This window comes from Burkholderia sp. 3C, from assembly GCF_054589155.1.
In genome coordinates this window covers 38,947-59,133 of sequence record NZ_BAAILN010000010.1, presented here as the reverse complement: position 1 = coordinate 59,133, position 20,187 = coordinate 38,947, and the positions used below count along the sequence as shown (strand labels likewise).

Sequence of the window (20,187 nt, the reverse complement as noted above, 5' to 3'; positions counted from 1 at the left end):
GGGCGCGGGCGGCACGCCGCGCCCATCCGCCTTAAATACTTCGTCATCCGAATCGAAATCATCATGCAACGACACGCACTCTTCGAACCGGTCGCGCTCGGCCCGTTCACGCTCAAGAACCGCATCGTGTTGCCGCCGCTGACGCGGCAGCGCGCGAGCCGCCACGGCGACGTGGCCACCGACCTGATGGCCCGCTATTACCGGCAGCGCGCCGGCGCCGGGCTCGTGATCAGCGAAGGCACGCAGATCGAGCCGCGAGGCCAGGGCTATGCCTGGACGCCCGGCATCTACAGCGATGCACAGATCGCCGGCTGGCGGCAAGTGACCGAGGCCGTGCACGACGCGGGCGGCCTGATGTTCGCGCAGCTCTGGCATGTGGGCCGCGTGTCGCATCATGCGCTGCAGCCGGGCGGCCAGGCGCCCGTTGCGCCGTCCGCGATCCAGGCCGCCAAGGTGCGCGCGTTCATCGCCACCGGCCCCGACACGGGCACGCTGGTCGAGCCGCCCGAACCGCGTGCGCTCGAACGGCAGGAGGTTCGCGAACTGGTGGCGATGTACGCGCAGGCCGCGCGCAACGCGATGGCGGCCGGCTTCGACGGCGTCGAGATCCACGCGGCCAATGGCTATCTCGTGAACCAGTTCATCTCCGAGCATGCGAACCATCGCGACGACGAATACGGCGGCTCGCTCGAGAACCGGCTGCGCTTCCTGCGCGAGATCGTCGAGGCGGTGGCGGCGGAAGTCGGCGCGGAGCGGATGGGCGTGCGCTTCACGCCGCTGTTCGAGAGCACCGATCAGGATCGCGTCTATATCGGGCTGGTCGAGGCCGATCCGCACGCAACCTATATCGAGGCGATCAAGGTGCTCGAAGCGGCCGGGGTGGCCTACGTGTCGATCGCGGAAGCCGATTGGGACAACGCGCCCGATCTGCCCGACGGTTTCCGTCGCGAGGTGCGGCGCGTGTTCTCGGGGCGGATTCTGTATGCGGGCCGCTATACGGCCGAGCGCGCGGAGCGGCTCGTTCAGGCGGGGCTGGCGGATCTGGTCGGCTTCGGCCGCCCGTTCATCGCGAACCCCGATCTGCCCGAGCGGATCGCCAACGGCTGGCCGCTCAATGCGCTCGACGCGCCGACGCTGTATGGCGGCAGCGAGAAGGGCTATGTCGATTACCCGGCGCATGAAGCGGCGGCGTGCGCGATCGGATCGGAATCCTGACTATCGCGCGCGCTTACGGCACCGCGCTCGGAAGGTGATCGTGAAACAGCGTGTAGACCAACGCACGCAGCCACCGGTGGCCCTCGTCGCGCTGGTAGCGCTCGTGCCAGAACTGGGCGATGTCCACCGGCGCGATGTCGAACGGCAGCGCCACGGCGCGCACATCCTGGCGGCTCGTCAGCACGCGCGCGAGACGGCTCGGAATGCAGGCCACCAGGTCGCTGGCCGAGACGATGTGATCGAGTCCGAACGAATGCGCGACCTGCAGCGACACGCGCCGCGCTCCGCCGCGATGCGGCGAGCGCGCGTTCAGTTCGGCCTCGAAATGCGCGTGGCTGCCGGCGGTGGGCGTGTAGATCACCTGATCGGCCGCGAAGAACTGCTCGGCCGACAGCGTGTCGCCGATCGTGGGGTGGCCTTTGCGCACCAGCACCACGTAGGTTTCGTGGAACAGCCGCTGCTGATGAAAATCGGCGTGCAGCCCGGCGAACATGCCGAGCGCGAGATCGATCTGGCCGAGCTTCATCATCTGCTGCGCCGCGTCGAGCGGCGGATCGATCGTGACGATGCGGATGCCCGGCGCCACCCGGCGCAAGTGCGCAACGAGCGGCGGGATGAAGATGGCCTGCCCGAGATCGCTGACGTACAGGTGGAACGTGCGCGTTTCCGAAGCCGGATCGAACGGGCGCCCTGCCTGCAGCGCGAGCCGCAGCGAGGCGAGGCCGCCGTCGACCAGCGCCGCGATGTCGTCGGCGCGGGGCGTGGGCTGCATGCCGTCGGGCGTCTTCACGAACAGCACGTCGTCGAACAGCGTGCGCAGCCGCTTGAGCGCATTGCTGACCGAGGGCTGCGTCAGATGCAGCGCCTGCGCCGCGCGCGTGGTGCTGCGCGTGCGATACAGCACGTCGAACACCAGCAGCAGGTTGAGGTCGATGTTGCGCAGCAACGTGTCGGGAGTGGTGGGCATGCGAGCGGGGAGCTAGGGTAATCCTGGGGCATTCATGCGCTGAATACCGGCATTCAGTCGATCAATTTAACAGAGGTCCGGGCCGTCCCTATGCTGGGGTTCGACGCAGCCGCAACGATGCGATGCGGTTGCCTTCGCTAACCCAACAACATTCGGGACACCTCAATGGACAACAAGATTGCACTCGAGGAACACTTTGCCTCGCCGGATACGATCGGCGATTCCGAACGCTTCTTCACCCACGACCTGTGGCAGGTGCGCCGCCGGCAGTTGCTCGACATCCAGGACGAGCGGATCGAGCGGATGGATGCCTGCGGGATCGGCTACGCGATTCTCTCGCTGAACGCGCCGGCCGTGCAGGCGATCACCGACCGGCAGCGCGCGATCGACGTCGCGCGTCGCGCCAACGACCTGCTGGCCGAGCACGTCGCGCGTCGCCCGGACCGCTTCGGTGCGTTCGCGGCGCTGCCGCTGCAGGACCCGGAGGCGGCGGCGCGCGAACTCGAACGCTGCGTGAAGGAGTTCGGTTTCAAGGGCGCGCTCGTGAACGGCTTCTCGCAGATCGGCAGCGAGGACGATTCGACCTACTACGATCTGCCGCAATACTGGCCGTTCTGGGCCGAGGTCGCCAAGCTCGACGTGCCGTTCTACCTGCATCCGCGCAACCCGTTGCCGAGCCAGCAGCGCTCGATCGAGGGGCACCCCTGGCTGATGGGGCCGGCCTGGGCGTTTTCGCCCGAAACCGGCGTGCATGCGCTGCGCCTGATCGGCAGCGGCCTGTTCGATGCCTATCCGAGCCTGCAGATCGTGCTCGGCCATCTCGGCGAACTCGTGCAGAACAACATCTGGCGCACCTCGCACTGGGCCTCGGCCGATGGCAAGAACCCGCTCGGCGTCAAGGCGAAGCGGCCGTTCATCGATTACTTCCGCGAGAACTTCCACGTCACGACCAGCGGCAACTTCCGCACCATCGCGATGCGCAACGCGATGGAGGAAATCGGCAGCGACCGCGTGCTGTTCTCGGCGGACTACCCGTTCGAGGCGATGGAGGAGGCCGGCACCTGGTTCGACCGCGCCGAGATCGGCGAGAACGACCGGATCAAGATCGGCCGCGACAACGCGCGACGCCTGTTCCGGCTCGACTGAGCGGCCCGCCGTGACCGCCGCCCGCGCGTCGCCCGACAGAGGCGGCCCGGGCGGCGTCGGCCGCTTTCCACGAATAAAAACCGATAACGGAGACACCTCTTGCAACCCGCTCACGCATTCGACGTGCCGCGCTGGATCGACGCGCAGCCGTTTTCCCGCTTCCAGTTCTCGATTGCCGCGCTCTGCTTCGCGGTGGTCGCGCTCGACGGTCTCGACACCGCGCTGATCGGCTTCGTCGTGCCCGCGCTGCGCGCCGATTGGCATCCCGGCACCACCGCCGTCACGCTGCTGGTGGCGTCCGGCCTCGCCGGCCTCGCGCTCGGCGCGTTTTTCGCCGGGCCGCTTGGCGACCGGATCGGGCGCCGCCGCCTGCTGCTGGCCTCGGTGTTCGGCTTCGGCCTGTTCAGCTTGCTCAGTGCGCTCGCGCCCGACATCCGCGTGCTGACGCTGTGCCGTCTGCTGACCGGCGTCGGCCTCGGCGCGGCGATGCCGAACGCGATCACCATGACGTCCGAGTACAGCCCGCGAACGCGCCGCGCGCTGATCGTCACGACCATGTTCTGCGGCTTCACGTTCGGCTCGGCGGCGGCCGGCTTCGTGGCCGCGAAGGTGATCCCGCTGTACGGCTGGCACGCGATGTTCGTGATCGGCGGCCTGCTGCCGCTCGCGCTCGGCGCGTTGATGCTGGCGGCGCTGCCGGAGTCGATCCGCTTCCTGATCCATCGCGGTGCGCCGGCCGACACGATCGCGGCGCTGCTCGCGCGGATTTCGCCCGGCGCGCCCGGTGCCGATCATCGCTTCGTGGTGGACGAGCCGGCCGTGGAAGCGGCGCGCTCGCCCGTGGCGCAACTGTTCGCGCCGACGCTGCGGTTCGGCACCGTCGCGCTCTGGTGCGTGAGCTGGATGAACCTGCTGGTCGTGTATCTGGTCACCAACTGGATGCCGAGCCTGTTTCGCGAGGCCGGTTTCGATCTGTCGCAGGCGGCGGTGGTCACGGCGATGTTCCAGGTCGGCGGCACGGTCGGCTCGATCCTGATCGGGCGGGCGATGGACCGCCGCAACGCCTATGTGGTGCTCGCGCTCGCCTACTGCGCCGGCATGTTGTGCGTGCTGCTGGTGGCCTGGCGCTACGACGATCTGCTGCTGCTGTGCGCCGGCATCTTCGGCATCGGCTTTGCCGTCGCCGGTTCGCAGACGGGCGCGAATGCGCTGTCGGCCGGCTTCTATCCCACCGCGAGCCGCGTGACGGGGGTGAGCTGGTCGCTCGGCGTCGGCCGGCTCGGCGCGATCTCGGGCTCGTTCGTCGGGGCGCTGCTGCTGGGCAGCGCGGTGGGGCTGTCCGGCGTGTTCCTGCTGCTGCTCGTGCCGGTCGCCTGCGCGTGCCTCGCGATCGGCGCGATGGGCCTGCACTATTCGCGCGGCCACCGCGTCGCACCGGCTGTCGAATCCGTCGAATGACGGCGCGCGGCGGCCCGATCCGCCGCGCTTTCCCGCCGCGCTTTTCCGCTTCGTATCACCCCATAACAAATTTCAGGAGATCTTCCGATGCCTTCGTCCATCGGCCGCCGCGGCGCGGCCTCATCATTCGCATTACTGAGCATTCTGACGGCCCAAGGCGCGGCTGCGCAAAGCAGCGTCACGCTGTACGGCAGCGTGGATGCCGGCGTCGCCTACGTCAACAATCGGGCGGGCAGCCCGCAGGTGGCGATGCTGCAAGGCGTGGCGCAGCCCGACCGTTTCGGGCTGCTCGGCACGGAGGCGCTGGGCGGCGGCTGGCAATCGGTATTCCGGCTCGAAAGCGGGTTCGCGACCAACACCGGTGCGCTGTCGCGCGCGAACACGCTGTTCGGCCGGCAGGCGTATGTCGGGCTGTCGTCGGCGCGTTTCGGCACGCTCACGCTCGGCGAGCAAAGTTCGTTTAACTACGATTGGGTCGCGCCGCTCGGCAACAACTTCCAGGGCGGCAATCTGCTGTCCGCGCACCCCGGCAATCTCGACGGCCTGGTCGAAACCAGCGCGGCGCAGGAGGCGAACGTGATCAAGTACCGCTCGCCGGTGCTGAACGGCTTCGCGTTCGGCATGTTGCTGGGGCTGGGTGGCGTGGCCGGCAATTTCTCGGCGGGACGGATCGCCGGCGCGGGGCTCAGTTATACGCACGGGCCGCTGGCGCTGACGGCGGCCTACGAGAACGAACACAATCGCGCGATCGGCGCGCAGCTCGGCGACACCACGGCCGGGCTCGGCTTGACGACGTTCCAGGGGCAGCCGGCGCTGGCCTATGTGGCCGACAAGGTGGAGAACGCCGCGTTCGGCGCGCGCTACGATATCGGCCCGGTGCGGCTGCATGCCGTATATACGTATGTGAAGCTGGCGGCGGGCGGCCAGTCCAATTCGTATCGCACGGTGGAAACGGGCTTGAACTGGCTGACCACGCCGGCCAATTCGATCGGCGCCGGCATCGCGTCGACGAGCTTCATCGGCCGGCGTTATCTGACGGCCACGCTCGGCGACGTGTATTCGCTATCGAAAGCCACCCAGCTTTATCTGCACGTGATCGCGCAGCAGGCCACCGGCACCGGCGATGCGCGCGCGGCGATCTTCTCGGTGGGGGCGTCGGGCACGAATCGGCAGATGGCGGTGGTCACCGGCATCCATCATTTGTTTTGAGGCCGGCGGCGCGCTCGCTCACAACCGGCGGCGAGACAGCACGAACTTCTCGAGTTCCGCGCAGGCGTGATCGATGTGCTTCTTCAGCAGCGCCGCCGCGCCGCGCACGTCACCGATCTTGCAGAGGCGCACGAGTTCGCCGTGCTCCTCTTCGGCGCGGCGGCAGCTTTCGGCACTCAGCGACAGTTGCAGCCGCGTATAGCGGTCGGTTTGCTGCAGCAGGCTGGTGACGATCGCCAGCGTGCGCGGCTGCTCGGCGCGCGACATCAGCACGTCGTGCAGCTTGCTGTTCAGTTCTCCCCAGCGATTCGAATGCTGGGCGTCGAGTTCGTGCTTGTATTCGGCGAGGATCGCGTCGAGTTCGAGAAAATCGGCAGGCGTGAGCCGGGGCGCGGATTTCTTCAGCAGCAGCGGTTCGAGCAGCCCGCGCAGCATGAACAGTTCGCTGATCTCGTCGATCGACAGTTCGGATACCACAGCGCCCTTGTGCGGCACGATCCGCACCAGCCCTTCGCCTTCGAGCTGCACCAGCGCCTCGCGCACGGGGATGCGGCTGATGCCCAGCTCGGCCGCGAGCGCATCCTGCCGAAGCTGGAAGCCCTCGGGCAACTCGCCCGACATGATCTTGCGGCGAAGCTCGTCGGCCGCCCGTTCCGCGACGGTGGTGGCCGAAAACCGGGAGGCGGTAGCTGTGGAATTCATTGCGGAAGATCGTCCGTATCGTAGGGCCGGGGCAGGCGTGCGCCAAAGGCGCCGCCATGCGAAGCGCATATTGTATAAAAACGCCGCCGCCGCCCGCGAGCGGCCCGGGCGGCAAAGCAAAACGGCCAGCTTGCGCTGGCCGTCGGGAAGGGCACGAGGCGGTGCGGCGGCCTCGATCCTTATGCGCTGACTTCCTTCGACCAGCCCGCGTACCACGTGCGGAACAGCGTGTACTGCGTTTCGGCGTAGCGGCGCTGGGCTTCGCTCAGCACGTCCGTTTCGTTGAAGTGCAGCGTGTATTCCGTGTCGCCGTTCAGGACCATCAGGTACTTGTAATAGAGGACCAGGTCGGTGCCTTCGTCGAACGAGGACAGCACGGCCAGCGCGGCTTCCAGCTCGCGCGCCTGGCGGCGAGCGACCACGTCGCCCTTGGCGGCCTTGCCGCACAGGTCCACCAGTTGCAGCACTTCGCGCGGCAGCGCGTTGCCGATGCCGGTGATCGCGCCGGTGGCGCCGCAATTGACGAAACCATGGAACACCTGGGTGTCGACGCCGGCCATCAGCGTGACGCTGTCGTCCTGGCTCGTGATGTGCTCGGCCGCGTAGCGCATGTCGGCCGCGCCGCCGAATTCCTTGAAGCCGATCAGGTTCGGGTATTTCGCGCGCAGTTCGAAGAACAGGTCGGCGCGCGTGGCGAAGCCGTAGTACGGGCTGTTGTAGATCACGGCCGGCAGGGCCGGCGCGGCTTCGAGGATCGCCGAGAAGTGCGCCTTCTGCGCCGTGGCCGACGAGCCGCGCGACAGCACGCGCGGGATCACCATCAGGCCGCCCGCGCCGACCTTGGCGGCGTGCGCGGCGTGCGAGACGGCTTCCTTCGAGTTGACCGCGCCGGTGCCGACGATCGTCGGGATGCCGGCGCCCACCAGGCGCGCGACGCCTTCCTGGCGCTGCGCTTCGCTCAACAGCGGCCAGTCGCCCATCGAACCGCAATAGACCACGGCGCTCATGCCGGCGTCGATCAGCTTGCGGCCCGTCGCGACCAGCGCGTCGTAGTCGGGCTGGCGATCGGCGGTGCAGGGCGTCATGAGGGCGGGAATGGTGCCCTTGAAGATGTTGTCGCTCATGGTGTTTCCTTCGGCATTCGTTAGAGGATTCGGCTGCTGCGGCAAGAGGCAATCGGTCTGCCCCGGTTGGCTCGGTGGGGCATGCGTTGCACGTCGTGATCCCACGCCGGGATAGTAGCGTACGTGGATATTTTATACAAAATATTTGTGATGGCTGGATTGCATGGTGACGTGAATCCTTTTCATGTTGTTGATTATTATGGATTTATTGTGCTTGCTCGGTGATCGTCGCCGGCGAGCTTCGAAGCATATTTTATGCAATGCGCTGCGACGAGCCATTCGGATCGCAGGCAATCCGGGTTTGCCGGTATGATCCGCGGCCGGCCACGTTCACGGCTGCCGGCATGCCTTCCCCCTCACATTCAACGCACCCCGATGGTTCGATGACGGATAGCTTTGCCAAACGAAAGCGCGCGATCGCGCTGCTGATTCTGCTGCTGTTGGTGTTGGCCGCCACGACGGCCTACCTGCTGCGCCCGCGCTACACCCCGGCCGAGCGCGATCACTACACCGCACTGTTCTGTCATGTCGTGACGACCGGCGGCAGCCACGATGCGGACAAGACCATGCGGGCCATCGTCGAAAACGGCAACGCCGATTACGCCTTGAGCAAGATCGAATACAACGCGGCGGCGGCACAGGATGCGATCTCGCGTTTCGCGAAGCTCGATGCCGGGCAACAACACCAGGCGCAGCAAAACAGCGCCGATTGCGAGCGTCTGCTGGGCTTGGCGGCTCGTTGAAACGGGCGGCATCGAAACCTGCGCGAAAGCCTCGTTTATGCTCGATGAGGAATTAATAGCATCCTCTCGTTCAGCATTGCCAATCGTTGGTTTTGAGCTGATCAATCGGCTTCGCGCGATCGCGCAGGTTCCCCTCAAGTCCTCCCTTTCCGCGCCGTTATGCGTGAGGTGCGGTGGTGCTCTGTCGATGCATCGGCCGCGAACGACGCGCTGCCTTCGGCATTCGACATGCCACGGCCACCGCGTCCCGCTCCACTTTTGACGACCCGACATGCGTTGCAGATCCACGGCCTGGCCGCTCGCTTCGGCGGCTTTCGCCGCCCTTGCCATTCACACTCCGGCGGCTCTTGCCGACGAGCCCGACTTCCTGACGCCACGGCTGACTTCCGGCAAGCTGCTGCTGACCGGCGGCGTGTCGCAGATCGAGGGCTCGGCGGGCGGCGGCCTGGCGCCGTGGGCGGTGATCGGCGGCTACGGCACCGCTTCGCAGGTCGGCGCCAACGTGTATGCCACCTATGTGCGCACCCAGGATTTCGCGCTGACGACGTACGGCGCGATGGTCGGCATCGGCAATCGCGTCGAGCTGTCGGTGGCGCGCCAGGAGTTCAACACGCGGCAGGCCGGCGCGCAGCTCGGGATCGGCTCGGGGTTCAAGTTCAGGATGGACACCATCGGCGTGAAGGTGCGCCTGTTCGGCGAGGCGATTCTCGATCAGGACACCTGGGTGCCGCAGGTCTCGGTGGGCGTGCAGTTCAAGCACAACGAACAGGGCAACCTGGTGAAGGCCTTGGGCGCGACCAGCGATTCCGGTACGGATTTCTACTTGTCGGCCACCAAGCTGCTGCTCGCGCAGAGCCTGCTGCTGAACGGCACGCTGCGCTTCACGAAGGCCAATCAGTTCGGCCTGCTCGGCTTCGGCGGCGACAAGTCGAACAACTATCACCCCGAATTCGAAGCATCGGCCGCGTACCTGTTCTCGCGCTACTTCGCGCTCGGCGCCGAATACCGCACCAAGCCGAACAACCTCGGCTTCGCGCGCGAGCAGAACGCCTACGATGCGTTCATCGCCTGGGCGCCGAACAAGCTGGTTTCGCTCACGCTGGCTTACGTCATGCTCGGCGATATCGCGACGTTCCAGAGCCAGCGCGGCCCGTATGCCTCGGTGCAGTTGGGGTTCTGATCATGACGCTGACGACACTGAACCGTTTCGCCGCCTGCGCCTCGATCGCGCTGGGCCTGATGTTTTCGCCCGCGGTACACGCCGACGACGCGCTGTACCAGCAGTTCGGCGGCCAGCCGGGCCTCGTGAAGATCATCGACGATTTCTACGACCTGCTGTTGGTCGATCCGCGTACCAAGGCCTACTTCGACGGCGCGCCGATCAAGCGCATCAAGCAAAAGCTCGCCGAGCAGTTCTGCGTGCTGCTGGGCGGCCCTTGCGTCTACACGGGCCGCACCATGAAGCGCTCGCATGAAGGCCAGAACATCGACCGCGCCGCGTTCGATGCGCTGGTGGAGGATCTGCAGACGTCGATGGACAAGCACGGCGTGCCGTTCCGCGCGCAGAACAAGCTGCTGGCGAAGCTCGCGCCGATGTATCGCGATATACAGGATCGCGAATGAACGCTCCGACGCGCGCATGCCGGCCGTTGCCTGCACAACCTATTTCGTTTTTCACCGGCACCATGGCAAAGCATTCTGACAATCGGCGGTTCTTCGGGCGCGGCGCGATCGGCGCGGCGGCCTGCTGGCTCGCGCTGCACGCGGCGGCGGCCAGCGCCGCGAGCATCGAGGTGAGCGTGGTCGATCAAAGCGGCGCGCCACTGGCCGATGCGATCGTCTATGCCACGCCGTCGAGCGGCAAGCTGCCGCCGCCCAAGCCGGCCAACGCCGTGATCGACCAGTACAAGCGGCAGTTCGTGCCGCTGGTGTCGGTGGTGCAATCGGGCACGTCGGTCAAGTTTCCGAACAAGGACAACTTCGAGCACGACGTGTATTCGTTCTCGCCGGCCAAGAAGTTCGAACTGCACCTGTATCACAGCACGCCGTCCAGCCCCGTGGTGTTCGACAAGCCGGGCCTGGTCGTGATGGGCTGCAACATTCACGATTCGATGGTGGGCTACCTGATGGTGGTCGACACGCCGTGGTTCGCCAAGACCGATGCCGCTGGCCACGCCACCATCGACAAGCTGCCGGCCGACGACTACACGGTCACGGCCTGGCACTATCGCCTCGCCGATACCAAGACGCTGCCCGTGCAGAAGCTGCCGGCCGGCGCCACCACGGCGTCGTTCAAGCTGAACCTGTCGGCCCAATAGGCGCTTCATGCAATTTCAAAGCCTGCGCGCTCAGATCGCAATCGTTGTCGTGGTGCTGATGCTGGTGGCCCAGCTCGCGGCATTCGGCGTGATCAGCACGGTCATTCGCGAGAATGCGCGCAGCAACGTGAATCAGCAGTTGGTGCTGGCGGAACGGGTGTTCCATCAGGTGCTGCGCTCGAACGGCGAAAAGCTGACGCAGGCCGCCAGCGTGGTGGCCGCCGATTTCGGCTTCCGCGAGGCGGTGGCCACGCACGACGAGAACACCGTGGTGTCGGCCTTGTACAACCACGGCGCGCGGATCGATGCCGACGTCGTCATGCTGGCCGATCTCGACGGCAAGCTGATCGCCGACAGCCGCGGCGACACGCAGGCGAGCGTGCGGTTTCCGCTGAGCAGCCTGATCCAGGCGGCGCGTGCGCAACACGATGCCTCGTCGATCGTCGCGGTGGACGGCAAGCTGTATCAGGTGGTGGCCGTGCCGGTCAAGGCGCCGATCACCATCGCCTGGGTGGCGATGGGCTTCGTGATCGACGATGCGGTCGCGAAGGAAACGGCCACGCTCACGTCGCTCGACGTGTCGTTCCTCGATCGCCGCCCCGATGGCCTCTGGAACCTGCTGGCCACCTCGCTGCACGACAAGGAGCACGTTCACGCCGGCATTGCCAATACGGGCGACCGCGATTACGCCACGCGGCTCGTGATGCTGCAGTCGAGCGGCGAACCGGTGGCGGTAATGCTGCAGCGCTCGCTGCACGACGTGATGGCGCCGTATCTGCGTTTGCAGACGGCGCTGCTGGTGATCACCGCGCTGGGCGTGATCGTGTCGGTGGTCGGCAGCATGCTGACCGCGCGCAGCGTGACGCGCCCGCTGACGATGCTGGCGCACCTGGCGAGCCGGGTCGGACAAGGCGAGTACAACGAACCGATCGAGGTGAAGCGCCACGACGAGGTCGGCAAGCTGGCGACCGCCTTCAATCGCATGCAGGCCGCGATTTCCGAGCGCGAGCGGCATATCGTCGAGCTGGCCTATACGGATCAACTGACCGGGCTGGCGAATCGCGCGCGGTTCAACGATCGCCTGCAGGAAGCCATCGACCTGACGGACCAGGGCCGCGAGGCGTCCGAACACGTGTTCAGCGTGATGATGATGGACCTCGACCGCTTCAAGCTGGTCAACGACACGCTCGGCCATCCGATCGGCGATCGTCTGCTGTGCGAAGTGGCGGTGCGCTTGCGGGCCGCGCTGCGCAGGATCGATCTGGTCGCGCGCTTCGGCGGCGACGAGTTCGCCGTGCTGCTGCCCGGTTATTCGAGCGCCGACGCGGAGCGCGTGGCCACCGGCTTGCTGAAGACGCTCGAACAGCCGATCACGATCGAGGGGCAACTGGTGGACGTGGGGGCGAGCATCGGCATCGTTGCCTACCCGCAGCACGGCACCGACATGAACGCGCTGATGAGTCGCGCGGACATCGCGATGTATGTCGCGAAGCGCGCCAACACCGGCTACGCGTTGTACGACAAGAAGCACGATCAGAACAATGCGGAACGGCTGTCGCTGATGAGCGAGCTGCGCCAGGCCGTCGAACACGATCAACTGACGCTGTTCTATCAGCCGAAGCTCGACCTCGCCACCGGCACGGTGAAGTACGTCGAGGCGCTGGTGCGCTGGGAGCACCCGACGCGCGGCTTCATCGCGCCGGACCAGTTCATTCCGTTTGCCGAACAAACCGGCTACATCAAGGTGATTTCGCAATGGGTGGCCGACAAGGCGATCGGCCAGATCGCCGCGTGGCAGGCGGCGGGCATGCCGCTGGCCGTGTCGGTCAACGTGTCGGCGCGCGAACTGATTCTGTCCACGCTGCCCGACACCTTCTCCGCGCTGCTGAAAAAGCATTCGGTTTCGCCGGACATGCTGTGGATCGAGATCACCGAAAGCGCGATCATGGACGATCCGAATCACGCGATCGAAACGCTCGACCGCCTGCACGCGCTCGGCATTCATCTGGCGGTGGACGATTTCGGCACCGGGTATTCGTCGTTGTCCTATCTGAAGCGCATGCCGATCGACGAACTGAAGATCGACAAATCGTTCGTGATCGGCATGGCGGACCATAAGGATGACGAAACCATCGTGCGTTCCACCATCGACCTTGCGCACAACATGGGGCTGAAGGTGGTGGCCGAAGGCGTGGAGAGCGAGGCGGTGCTGACGCGCCTGCGCGAATTGCGCTGCGACCTGGTGCAGGGGTATTACCTGACGCGCCCGCTGCCGCCGGCGAAGCTCGAGGCCTGGCTCGAGGATTGGGCGATTGCTTGACGCCCGGCGCGTGGCGATCAAAGGCTTCGACAAGCCTTTGATCGGCTTGCGATTGAGTTCGAATTCTGGTGATTGTTAATCTGTTGGAAAGACAATCGCTTTCATCTGTAGGAAACCTCAACGATTTAGCAACATCCCTCAAACAACGCTTCTTTTTACAAAAAGATACGTTATATCATTTCGCGCCATTACCCGATCATTATCCGATCCGGCGCGTGTGATCTGTCCTGCATGCCGCCGAGGTCGCTGCCGAACCTACCGTTACCGCGCGCCTTCGACCATGAAAACACCTGCTCCCAACCCTCGCGCCATCCTGCTGGCCGTGGCGGCCCTCGTTTCGCAGTACGCTCACGCGGCCTCGCCGGCCGCGGCATTGGGCGGCGTCGTCGTGGATACGGCCGGTGCGCCGGTCGATGCGGCCAACGTCGTGCTGAAGGATGCCGGCGGCCACGACATCGCGCATCTGGCCACCGATGCGTCGGGCCGGTTTTCGCTGGCGGCCGTGCCGCCGGGCACGTACACGCTGGAGGTATCGTCGTCGGGCTACGACTCGGTCAAGCGCACGGTCAGCCCGTCGGATGCGCACCCGGCCGATATTTCGGTCACCTTGCCGTTCGATGCCGCGCTGGTCGACATGAAGGCGGTGCAGGTCACGGCGAAGCGGCTCGACGCCGCGCGCAACGGCCTGCTGCCCGAAACGGGCAGCAGCATCTACCGCATTTCGAGCGACGACATCGACGCGATGCCGCAAGGCGCCGATACCCCGCTGAACCGCGTGCTGCTGCAGGCGCCGGGCGTGGCCAACGATTCCTACGGACAACTGCACGTTCGCGGCGATCACGCCGATCTGCAATACCGGATCAACGGCATCCTGATTCCCGAGCCGATCAGCGGCTTCGGCCAATCGCTCGACACGCGCATCATCGATCACGTCAACCTGCTGACGGGCGCGCTGCCGGCCGAATACGGCTACCGCACGGCGGGCATCGTCGACATCCACACCAAGTCGGGCGAGGAACTGGGCGATGGCGGCTCGGTCGACGTGTTCGGCGGCAGCCACCAGACGCTGAAGACCAGCGCCGACGTGTACGGCAACCAGGGCAAGCTCAGCTATTACTTCTCCGGCTCGCTCGGCGTCAACAACCTCGGCATCGAGGCGCCCACCTCGTCGCCGAGCCCGCTGCACGATCACACGCGCCAGGGCGACGCGTTCGGCTACCTGTCTTACGTGCTGAACCCGCAGACGCGCGTGAGCTTCATGTTCGGCACCACCTCGAATCAGTTCGAGATCCCGAATACGCCGGGCCTCACGCCGAACTTCTCGCTGGCCGGCACGCCGAGCTTCGATTCGGCCAACCTGAACGAAACGCAGTCCGAACTGAACAACTTCGCGGTGGTGGCGCTGCAAGGCACCAACGGCGCGGCGCTCGATTACCAGGTGGCGTTCTTCACGCGCTACACGCGCACCCAGTTCAACCCCGATCCGGTCGGCGACCTGATCTACAACGGCGTGGCCTCGCAGGATTTCCACAGCGACACCGCGAACGGCATCCAGGCCGATACGACCTACCGCCTGAACGAGCATCACACGCTGCGCGCCGGCTTGTTCCTGCAACAGGAGCACGCCGAGTTTCGCGACAACGTGTCGGTGTTCCCGACCGACGCGGACGGCAACCAGAGTTCCGACGTGCCGTTCTCGATCCCCAGCGCGGACAGCAAGACGGGCTACCTGTACAGCGCCTATCTGCAGGACGAGTGGAAGATCAATTCGCGGCTGACGATCAACTACGGCGTGCGCTACGACGGCATGGACCAGTACGTGACGGCGAACCAGTTGAGCCCGCGCATCGGGCTGGTGTTCAAGGCGGCCGAAGGCACGACGCTGCACGCCGGCTATTCGCGCTACTTCACGCCGCCGTCGTTCGAGCTGGTGTCGAGTTCGACGATCGGGCGCTATGCGGGCACCACCAACGCCAGCGCGATCACGCAGAACGATGCGGTGCAGCCCGAGCGTGATGACTACTTCGATATCGGCGTGATCCAGCAAGTGGGTTCGGACCTGACGCTCGGCATCGACGGCTATTACAAGAAGGCGCACAACCTGCTCGATCTCGGCCAGTTCGGCAGCGCGCTGATCTACACGCCGTTCAATTACCAGTACGGCAAGGTGGCCGGCCTCGAACTGACGGCGAACTACAAGCACCGCAACCTGTCGGCCTATCTGAACGTGGCGTTCAGCCATGCGATGGGCAAGAACGTCGATTCGGCGCAGTTCAATTTCGATCCCGACGAGCTGGCCTATATCTCGAACCACTGGGTCAACCTCGATCACGATCAGCGTGTGACGATTTCGTTCGGTGGCGCCTACACGTATCGCCAGACGACGTTCTCGTTCGACGGCATCGTCGGCAGCGGGCTGCGCGAGGGCTTCGCGAACACGGGCAAGCTGCCGTGGTACGAGCAGGTGGATGTGTCGGTGGTGCAGCGTCTCGACCTGCCGTGGATCGGCAAGGTGGACGGCCGGGTGGTGCTTGTCAACGCGTTCGGCGATTCGTACGCGCTGCGCGACGGTTCGGGCATCGGCGTGTTCGCGCCGCAATACGGCCCGTATCGCGCGGTGTATGCGGGCATAACGAAGTACTTCTAAGCATCGTGGCTTGCGGCGCGACGGCATGTAGCCGCGCCGCGTGCGCTTTCAGGCCGTCGTGGAGCCTGGCGAGCAAGGTGTCGAGCCGGACGATAGGCGGCGTCGGCATCATCGTCGTGCGCTGTGGTTCGTGCCATCACGGTGCCGTGGAGGGACGTGTGAACGACGACGGCCGGCCCGACATGGCGTCGGGCCGGCCGGTGTGGCTGGAGCTGTGGCCGGTCAGTGCTTCGGCGGGCGGCCCGTCTTCACCGTATCGACGGCGCCGATGGCGGCCACCAGCGCTTCGGTCGATGCGGCTTCGAGCAGCAACAGGCCGGCGCGCAGCAGTTCGCTCTTCGATACCGACACACCCGCTTCGAGCGACTTGCTCTTGAGCACGTCGATCTTTGCGTAGTCGGACTTCGGCATCGTGAAGCTGTCGCGGATCACCTTCTCGCGCTTCGCGGGCTTGGTCGGGGCTTCCACCGGCGCCTTCTTGTCGGTTTTCGCGCCGGCCTTGGCTTTTGCCTCGGCCTTCGCGTTGGCCTTCGCCGCGGCCTTGTCGTCGGGCTTGGTTTCCGCCTTGGCTTCGGGCTTCACGTCGGCTTTTTCTTCGACCTTCGCGACGGCCTTTTCTGCCGCCTTCGCCTTCTCGTTGCTCTTCACGTCGACCTTCGCTGCGGCCTTGCCGGCCTTCTTCGCGGGTTTCTGCGCAACCGGTGCTGCCGGTGCGGCGGCTGCCTTGCTGCTCTTCTTGGTGGTTTTCTTCGCGGACTTGTCCACCTTGGCGGTGGCTTTCTTCGGCGCGGCGGCGACGGTGTCGGCTTGCGCGGCGTCGGTTTGCGGGGTGGCGGCGTCGGGCGTGGTCGGCGTGTTCATGGAGGTTCCAGTCGGATTAACAATATAAACAGTATATATCGTTTATATTGTTGCGCCGCCCTAAGTGCGGACCCTTGGGTCGTCGACTGCGTTGCTTTGCAGGGCGCCCCTTCCATGCAAGCCACGCTCATCCCGCGCACGCCGATGCGCGAAGGCCGGCCAACCTTGGATGAACGGCGATCGGCCCGGATGCGTGCCCGAACATCGAACCTAGGCGGAATCGGGTTGACTCACTCGGTGCCGACGATGTCAGCGCGCAAAACGGCGCGAGCCTTGCTTCCACACAGGCTCATCCTCGCTCGGGGGGGACGCTGAAAACTCGTCCACCCAGGCTCTTCGTGATACACAACGCCAATTCGGAATCGTTTGATTGCGATTCGACTCCCGAGTCAGTTAGATTCCGGCGGGGTATCGCGCCACGGCCTGGCAGGGAGGAATCGTGTGGCATCGAAACCAGCCGTTTTTAATTCGTCCGCACATGCGGGCGCGAATATTCATCAGTTCTACCGCCTGGATATACCGCAAGCCGCGAAGCGCGGCGCTCGCGGATATTTATGCGTTCGAAGGCTCACGCGGCATGGGCGAGCCGGACGAAATACACGATTCGGTTCACCCATCTGCTGCCCGATCTGTCGTGCGCCGAATATCGACCTCTCCCTAATCAACGCCTGCTCCGGAAATCACATCAATTTGCTCATCACTCAACACACAGATATTGGATTTGATTGAATATCATCCTTTAGTTAATTTTTCTTAATATGGTAGCGGTGATGCACCCAAATGCCGCGGCCAACATGAAAAAAATAATACCGACTTTGTTTTTTCGAATCGACTCCCCCGATGAGACAATATTCAACCTGGTCAGGACTGCGACAAAAATCGCAGCGCCAACCCCCAAAAAAATGAGAAAAGCAATTAATCGCTCGTTCATAATGGTTGCTTCGTTTGAGGATGAAACCTAATCACATGAGTCGCTCAATTGCCATCCTGACTCACCACTTTTTATTTTTCGCGCGAAATTGGCTAAAGCACGAATTTAGATATTCCGATCCGCTCACCCTGCGCAATGATTTGCCAATTTTAATTGGCCCACGATCTTCCCTCGTTCACGAATAGATGCTTCGAAGTCAATCAATGTCGATTTGAGAAAATTTTTTATTGAACGAGAGCAATGAAAGTTTTGACAATAATGGTCTTTCCCTTGGTGGGCAAGCTGTAATCTATTACAGGTTTGCGCGCGATGTTCATCTCAGATGACCATCCATCTCAACCGACCGTTATCCAATGATGCCAAACTTGAGGCCGATGCGCCGACCTGCTAGGATCGGCCTTCTATGCGCATCGTCGCTTTTTCTCGTGTAGGTACTTCAAGAAAATTAATAACTTCCAATTGACTTTCCCATTAAATTGCACGACTTTCTTTGTCGATTTCAATTAAATAAACGTGATTGGAAGTACACAACAATGACTCGCACTTCCCTTTATCGGCTGATGACGCAGCTTGTCTTGTCGATTCTTTCGGCGTCAAGTCTGACTGTACATGCCGCCGAATACCGTGCCAATTCGACCGTCCTGTCCCACGACATCATCTACGACGTACACGCCGACGGCAGCTATACCAAGGACGTCATCGAACTCGACCGCATCGACACCGAGCAGGGCGTGCGCGAGGGCGGCGAATCCTCGCTGGGCTACAGCACCTCGCTGCAGGCTCTCGAGATTGTCGAGGCTTATACGCTGACCAAGGATGGCCGTCGCATCGACATAACCCCAGATCAGATCCGCGAGCAGCAGAGCCCGGCCAGCGCACGCGCGCCGATGTTCGTCGACCAGCGCCTCAAGGTGGTGGTGTTCCCGGCGGTGGAGGTCGGCGCGAAACTGATGCTGCATTACCGCCTCACGCAGAAGACGCCGCTGTTCCCGGGGCAGTTCTCGGCGCTTGAGCAATTCAGCGACAATGTGCCGCGCGAATCGATGCATCTGACGGTGCGCGCGCCAATGGCGATGCCACTGCAGGCCGACGCGGTCGATCTCCCGGGCGGCCGCCAACCTGGTGGCGAGGCCGACACTCAGGTTTGGCGCTGGTCGCTGTCGAAGCAGCCGGCGCGCACGCCAGAACTGTATTCCACTGCCAGCCTCGACCGCAGCCCGCGCGTGGCGATCACCAGCTTCGCCGACTATGCCGCGATCGGCGCAGCATACCAACAGCGCGCGATGCCGAAGGCGGCCGTCACGCCGAACGTGCAGGCCCTGGCCGATTCGCTGACGGCAGGCGTGAGCAACCGGCGTCATCAGGCCGAGATTATCTACAACTGGGTCAGCACACATATCCGCTATGTGGCGCTTTATCTCGGCCTGGGTGGGGTGGTGCCGCGCGACGCCGATGCGGTCGTGGCTACTGCCTACGGCGATTGCAAGGATCACGTGAGCCTGCTCGAGGCCCTGCTGGCCGCCAAGGGAATCGCCAGCCAGCCAGTGCTAGTCAACAGCGACAACATCTACTGGGTGCCAAAGGTCGCGCTGCCGCTTGGCGTATTCAATCACGCGATCACCTATATCCCCGAGTTCGACTTGTATGTCGATTCGACCGCCATGCTGGCGCGCTTCGGCGTGCTACCGTCGTCCGAACTCGGCAAGCGTGGCCTGGTGGCCGGCGCCGACAAGCGGGCGGGCGGTCTGCGCACGCTGCCGCTCGGCGATCCGGCCCGCGACATGGTGCGCGTGACCCGGCGTATCGGCATGGAGGCTGACGGCACGCTACAGGGCAGTAGCCAGATCGACAGCGAAGGCGTGTTCGACCTCAATGCGCGCAGTGTATTCGCCTCGCTGCCGCCGGGCATGGAGACCCAGGTTGCGGAGCGCATACTCGCCCTGACAGGGCAGGACGGCACCGGCACTTATCATTACACCGACGTGCGAGATCTCACCAAGCCCTTCGTCTATAGCTCGGAGTTCCGCCTGCCCGAGTACGCGCTGTTACCGGGGCCGGGCGCGATCCCGGTTCCTGCAGGTCTTGGCAGCTTCAATGACATCTCTGCGACGTTTGAATCCGCCGGCCCGGAGTCACGGCAGTTCCCGATCGCGGTGCCGGCAAGACACGTGATCGAGACCACCGTCCTCACCTTGCCGGCCGGTGTACGGGTTCCGCGCCTACCGACGGCGGTCTCTCTGAACTCGCCGCTGGGGAGTTACAAGGCCAGCTATCGTGCCGACCGCGATGTCGTGACCGTCACGCGCGAACTGCTGTTGCAGCCTTCGGGCCCACTGATCGAGCCTGTCGATTACCCGGCGTTCCGCAAGTTCGCGCTGCTGGTCAAGCGCGACTTGCGAACGCAAATCGTCTATTGAAAATAGGCGGTTACAGTGAGTTCCCGTTTTGCACGGCCCCCTTTCATGATGACAATTGAATCTTTTTTGTTGACAAGAAATATTCAACACATCGTCCAACATGGCGCATTGACTTAATCATCGGCAAGC

General features: G+C 64.3%; 15 protein-coding genes. 11 read left to right on the top strand and 4 right to left on the bottom strand.

All coding sequences use genetic code 11. The annotated features are described in order from the left end of the window. Positions 1-63: 63 nt before the first annotated feature. The gene (locus tag ACYP33_RS00950; protein ID WP_459619115.1) at positions 64-1,215 is read left to right on the top strand and encodes an alkene reductase; all 1,152 of its coding nucleotides are present in this window, start codon (positions 64-66) and stop codon (positions 1,213-1,215) included. Between the two features lie 13 nt (positions 1,216-1,228). Here the strand turns inward: ACYP33_RS00950 and ACYP33_RS00945 are convergent, their stop codons facing one another. Continuing rightward, on the bottom strand, positions 1,229-2,182 hold the full coding sequence (locus ACYP33_RS00945) for a LysR family transcriptional regulator (RefSeq protein ID WP_459619113.1): 954 nt from the start codon (positions 2,180-2,182) through the stop codon (positions 1,229-1,231). Positions 2,183-2,347: 165 nt separating this feature from the next. On the opposite strand from ACYP33_RS00945, the gene ACYP33_RS00940 reads away from it, so the two are divergent. The 3 genes from ACYP33_RS00940 to ACYP33_RS00930 all read left to right on the top strand — a co-directional run bounded on the left by ACYP33_RS00940 (position 2,348) and on the right by ACYP33_RS00930 (position 5,995). Then, positions 2,348-3,328, top strand: coding sequence for an amidohydrolase family protein (locus ACYP33_RS00940; protein ID WP_459619111.1), 981 nt, complete (start codon positions 2,348-2,350; stop codon positions 3,326-3,328). Between the two features lie 99 nt (positions 3,329-3,427). Continuing rightward, positions 3,428-4,786 (top strand): MFS transporter, encoded by a 1,359-nt coding sequence (locus ACYP33_RS00935; RefSeq protein ID WP_414448624.1) that lies wholly within the window; start codon positions 3,428-3,430, stop codon positions 4,784-4,786. Positions 4,787-4,873: 87 nt separating this feature from the next. After that, complete coding sequence (locus tag ACYP33_RS00930; RefSeq protein WP_459619108.1) at positions 4,874-5,995, top strand: porin; 1,122 nt, start codon at positions 4,874-4,876, stop codon at positions 5,993-5,995. Between the two features lie 18 nt (positions 5,996-6,013). On the opposite strand, the gene ACYP33_RS00925 is transcribed toward ACYP33_RS00930, so the two are convergent. Both ACYP33_RS00925 and ACYP33_RS00920 read right to left on the bottom strand, forming a co-directional pair. Beyond that, a complete protein-coding gene (locus ACYP33_RS00925; protein ID WP_459619106.1) occupies positions 6,014-6,697 on the bottom strand; it encodes a GntR family transcriptional regulator in 684 nt (227 codons plus the stop codon). 179 nt (positions 6,698-6,876) lie between these two features. Continuing rightward, on the bottom strand, positions 6,877-7,821 hold the full coding sequence (locus ACYP33_RS00920; protein WP_414440749.1) for a dihydrodipicolinate synthase family protein: 945 nt from the start codon (positions 7,819-7,821) through the stop codon (positions 6,877-6,879). 260 nt (positions 7,822-8,081) lie between these two features. Here ACYP33_RS00920 and ACYP33_RS00915 point away from each other — a divergent pair, with 260 nt between their 5' ends. From ACYP33_RS00915 to ACYP33_RS00890, 6 genes are all read left to right on the top strand, one after another. Then, positions 8,082-8,564, top strand: a complete 483-nt coding sequence (locus ACYP33_RS00915) for a hypothetical protein (protein WP_459619103.1) — start codon at positions 8,082-8,084, stop codon at positions 8,562-8,564. Between the two features lie 271 nt (positions 8,565-8,835). Then, positions 8,836-9,744, top strand: a complete 909-nt coding sequence (locus ACYP33_RS00910; protein ID WP_459619101.1) for a DUF3034 family protein — start codon at positions 8,836-8,838, stop codon at positions 9,742-9,744. A 2-nt stretch (positions 9,745-9,746) separates the two neighbouring features. Further along, the gene (locus tag ACYP33_RS00905) at positions 9,747-10,187 is read left to right on the top strand and encodes a group I truncated hemoglobin (protein ID WP_414448619.1); all 441 of its coding nucleotides are present in this window, start codon (positions 9,747-9,749) and stop codon (positions 10,185-10,187) included. A 62-nt stretch (positions 10,188-10,249) separates the two neighbouring features. Next, a complete protein-coding gene (locus tag ACYP33_RS00900; protein WP_414440753.1) occupies positions 10,250-10,882 on the top strand; it encodes a methylamine utilization protein in 633 nt (210 codons plus the stop codon). Between the two features lie 7 nt (positions 10,883-10,889). Beyond that, the gene (locus tag ACYP33_RS00895; protein WP_459619099.1) at positions 10,890-13,202 is read left to right on the top strand and encodes a putative bifunctional diguanylate cyclase/phosphodiesterase; all 2,313 of its coding nucleotides are present in this window, start codon (positions 10,890-10,892) and stop codon (positions 13,200-13,202) included. A 280-nt stretch (positions 13,203-13,482) separates the two neighbouring features. Further along, positions 13,483-15,849 (top strand): TonB-dependent receptor, encoded by a 2,367-nt coding sequence (locus ACYP33_RS00890; protein ID WP_459619097.1) that lies wholly within the window; start codon positions 13,483-13,485, stop codon positions 15,847-15,849. A 222-nt stretch (positions 15,850-16,071) separates the two neighbouring features. Here ACYP33_RS00890 and ACYP33_RS00885 read toward each other — a convergent pair whose 3' ends face one another. Beyond that, complete coding sequence (locus ACYP33_RS00885; protein ID WP_459619096.1) at positions 16,072-16,710, bottom strand: hypothetical protein; 639 nt, start codon at positions 16,708-16,710, stop codon at positions 16,072-16,074. Positions 16,711-18,174: 1,464 nt separating this feature from the next. On the opposite strand from ACYP33_RS00885, the gene ACYP33_RS00880 reads away from it, so the two are divergent. Continuing rightward, entirely contained in the window at positions 18,175-20,058 is a 1,884-nt protein-coding gene (locus ACYP33_RS00880) for a DUF3857 domain-containing protein (protein ID WP_459619094.1), read from the top strand. Positions 20,059-20,187 lie beyond the last annotated feature (129 nt).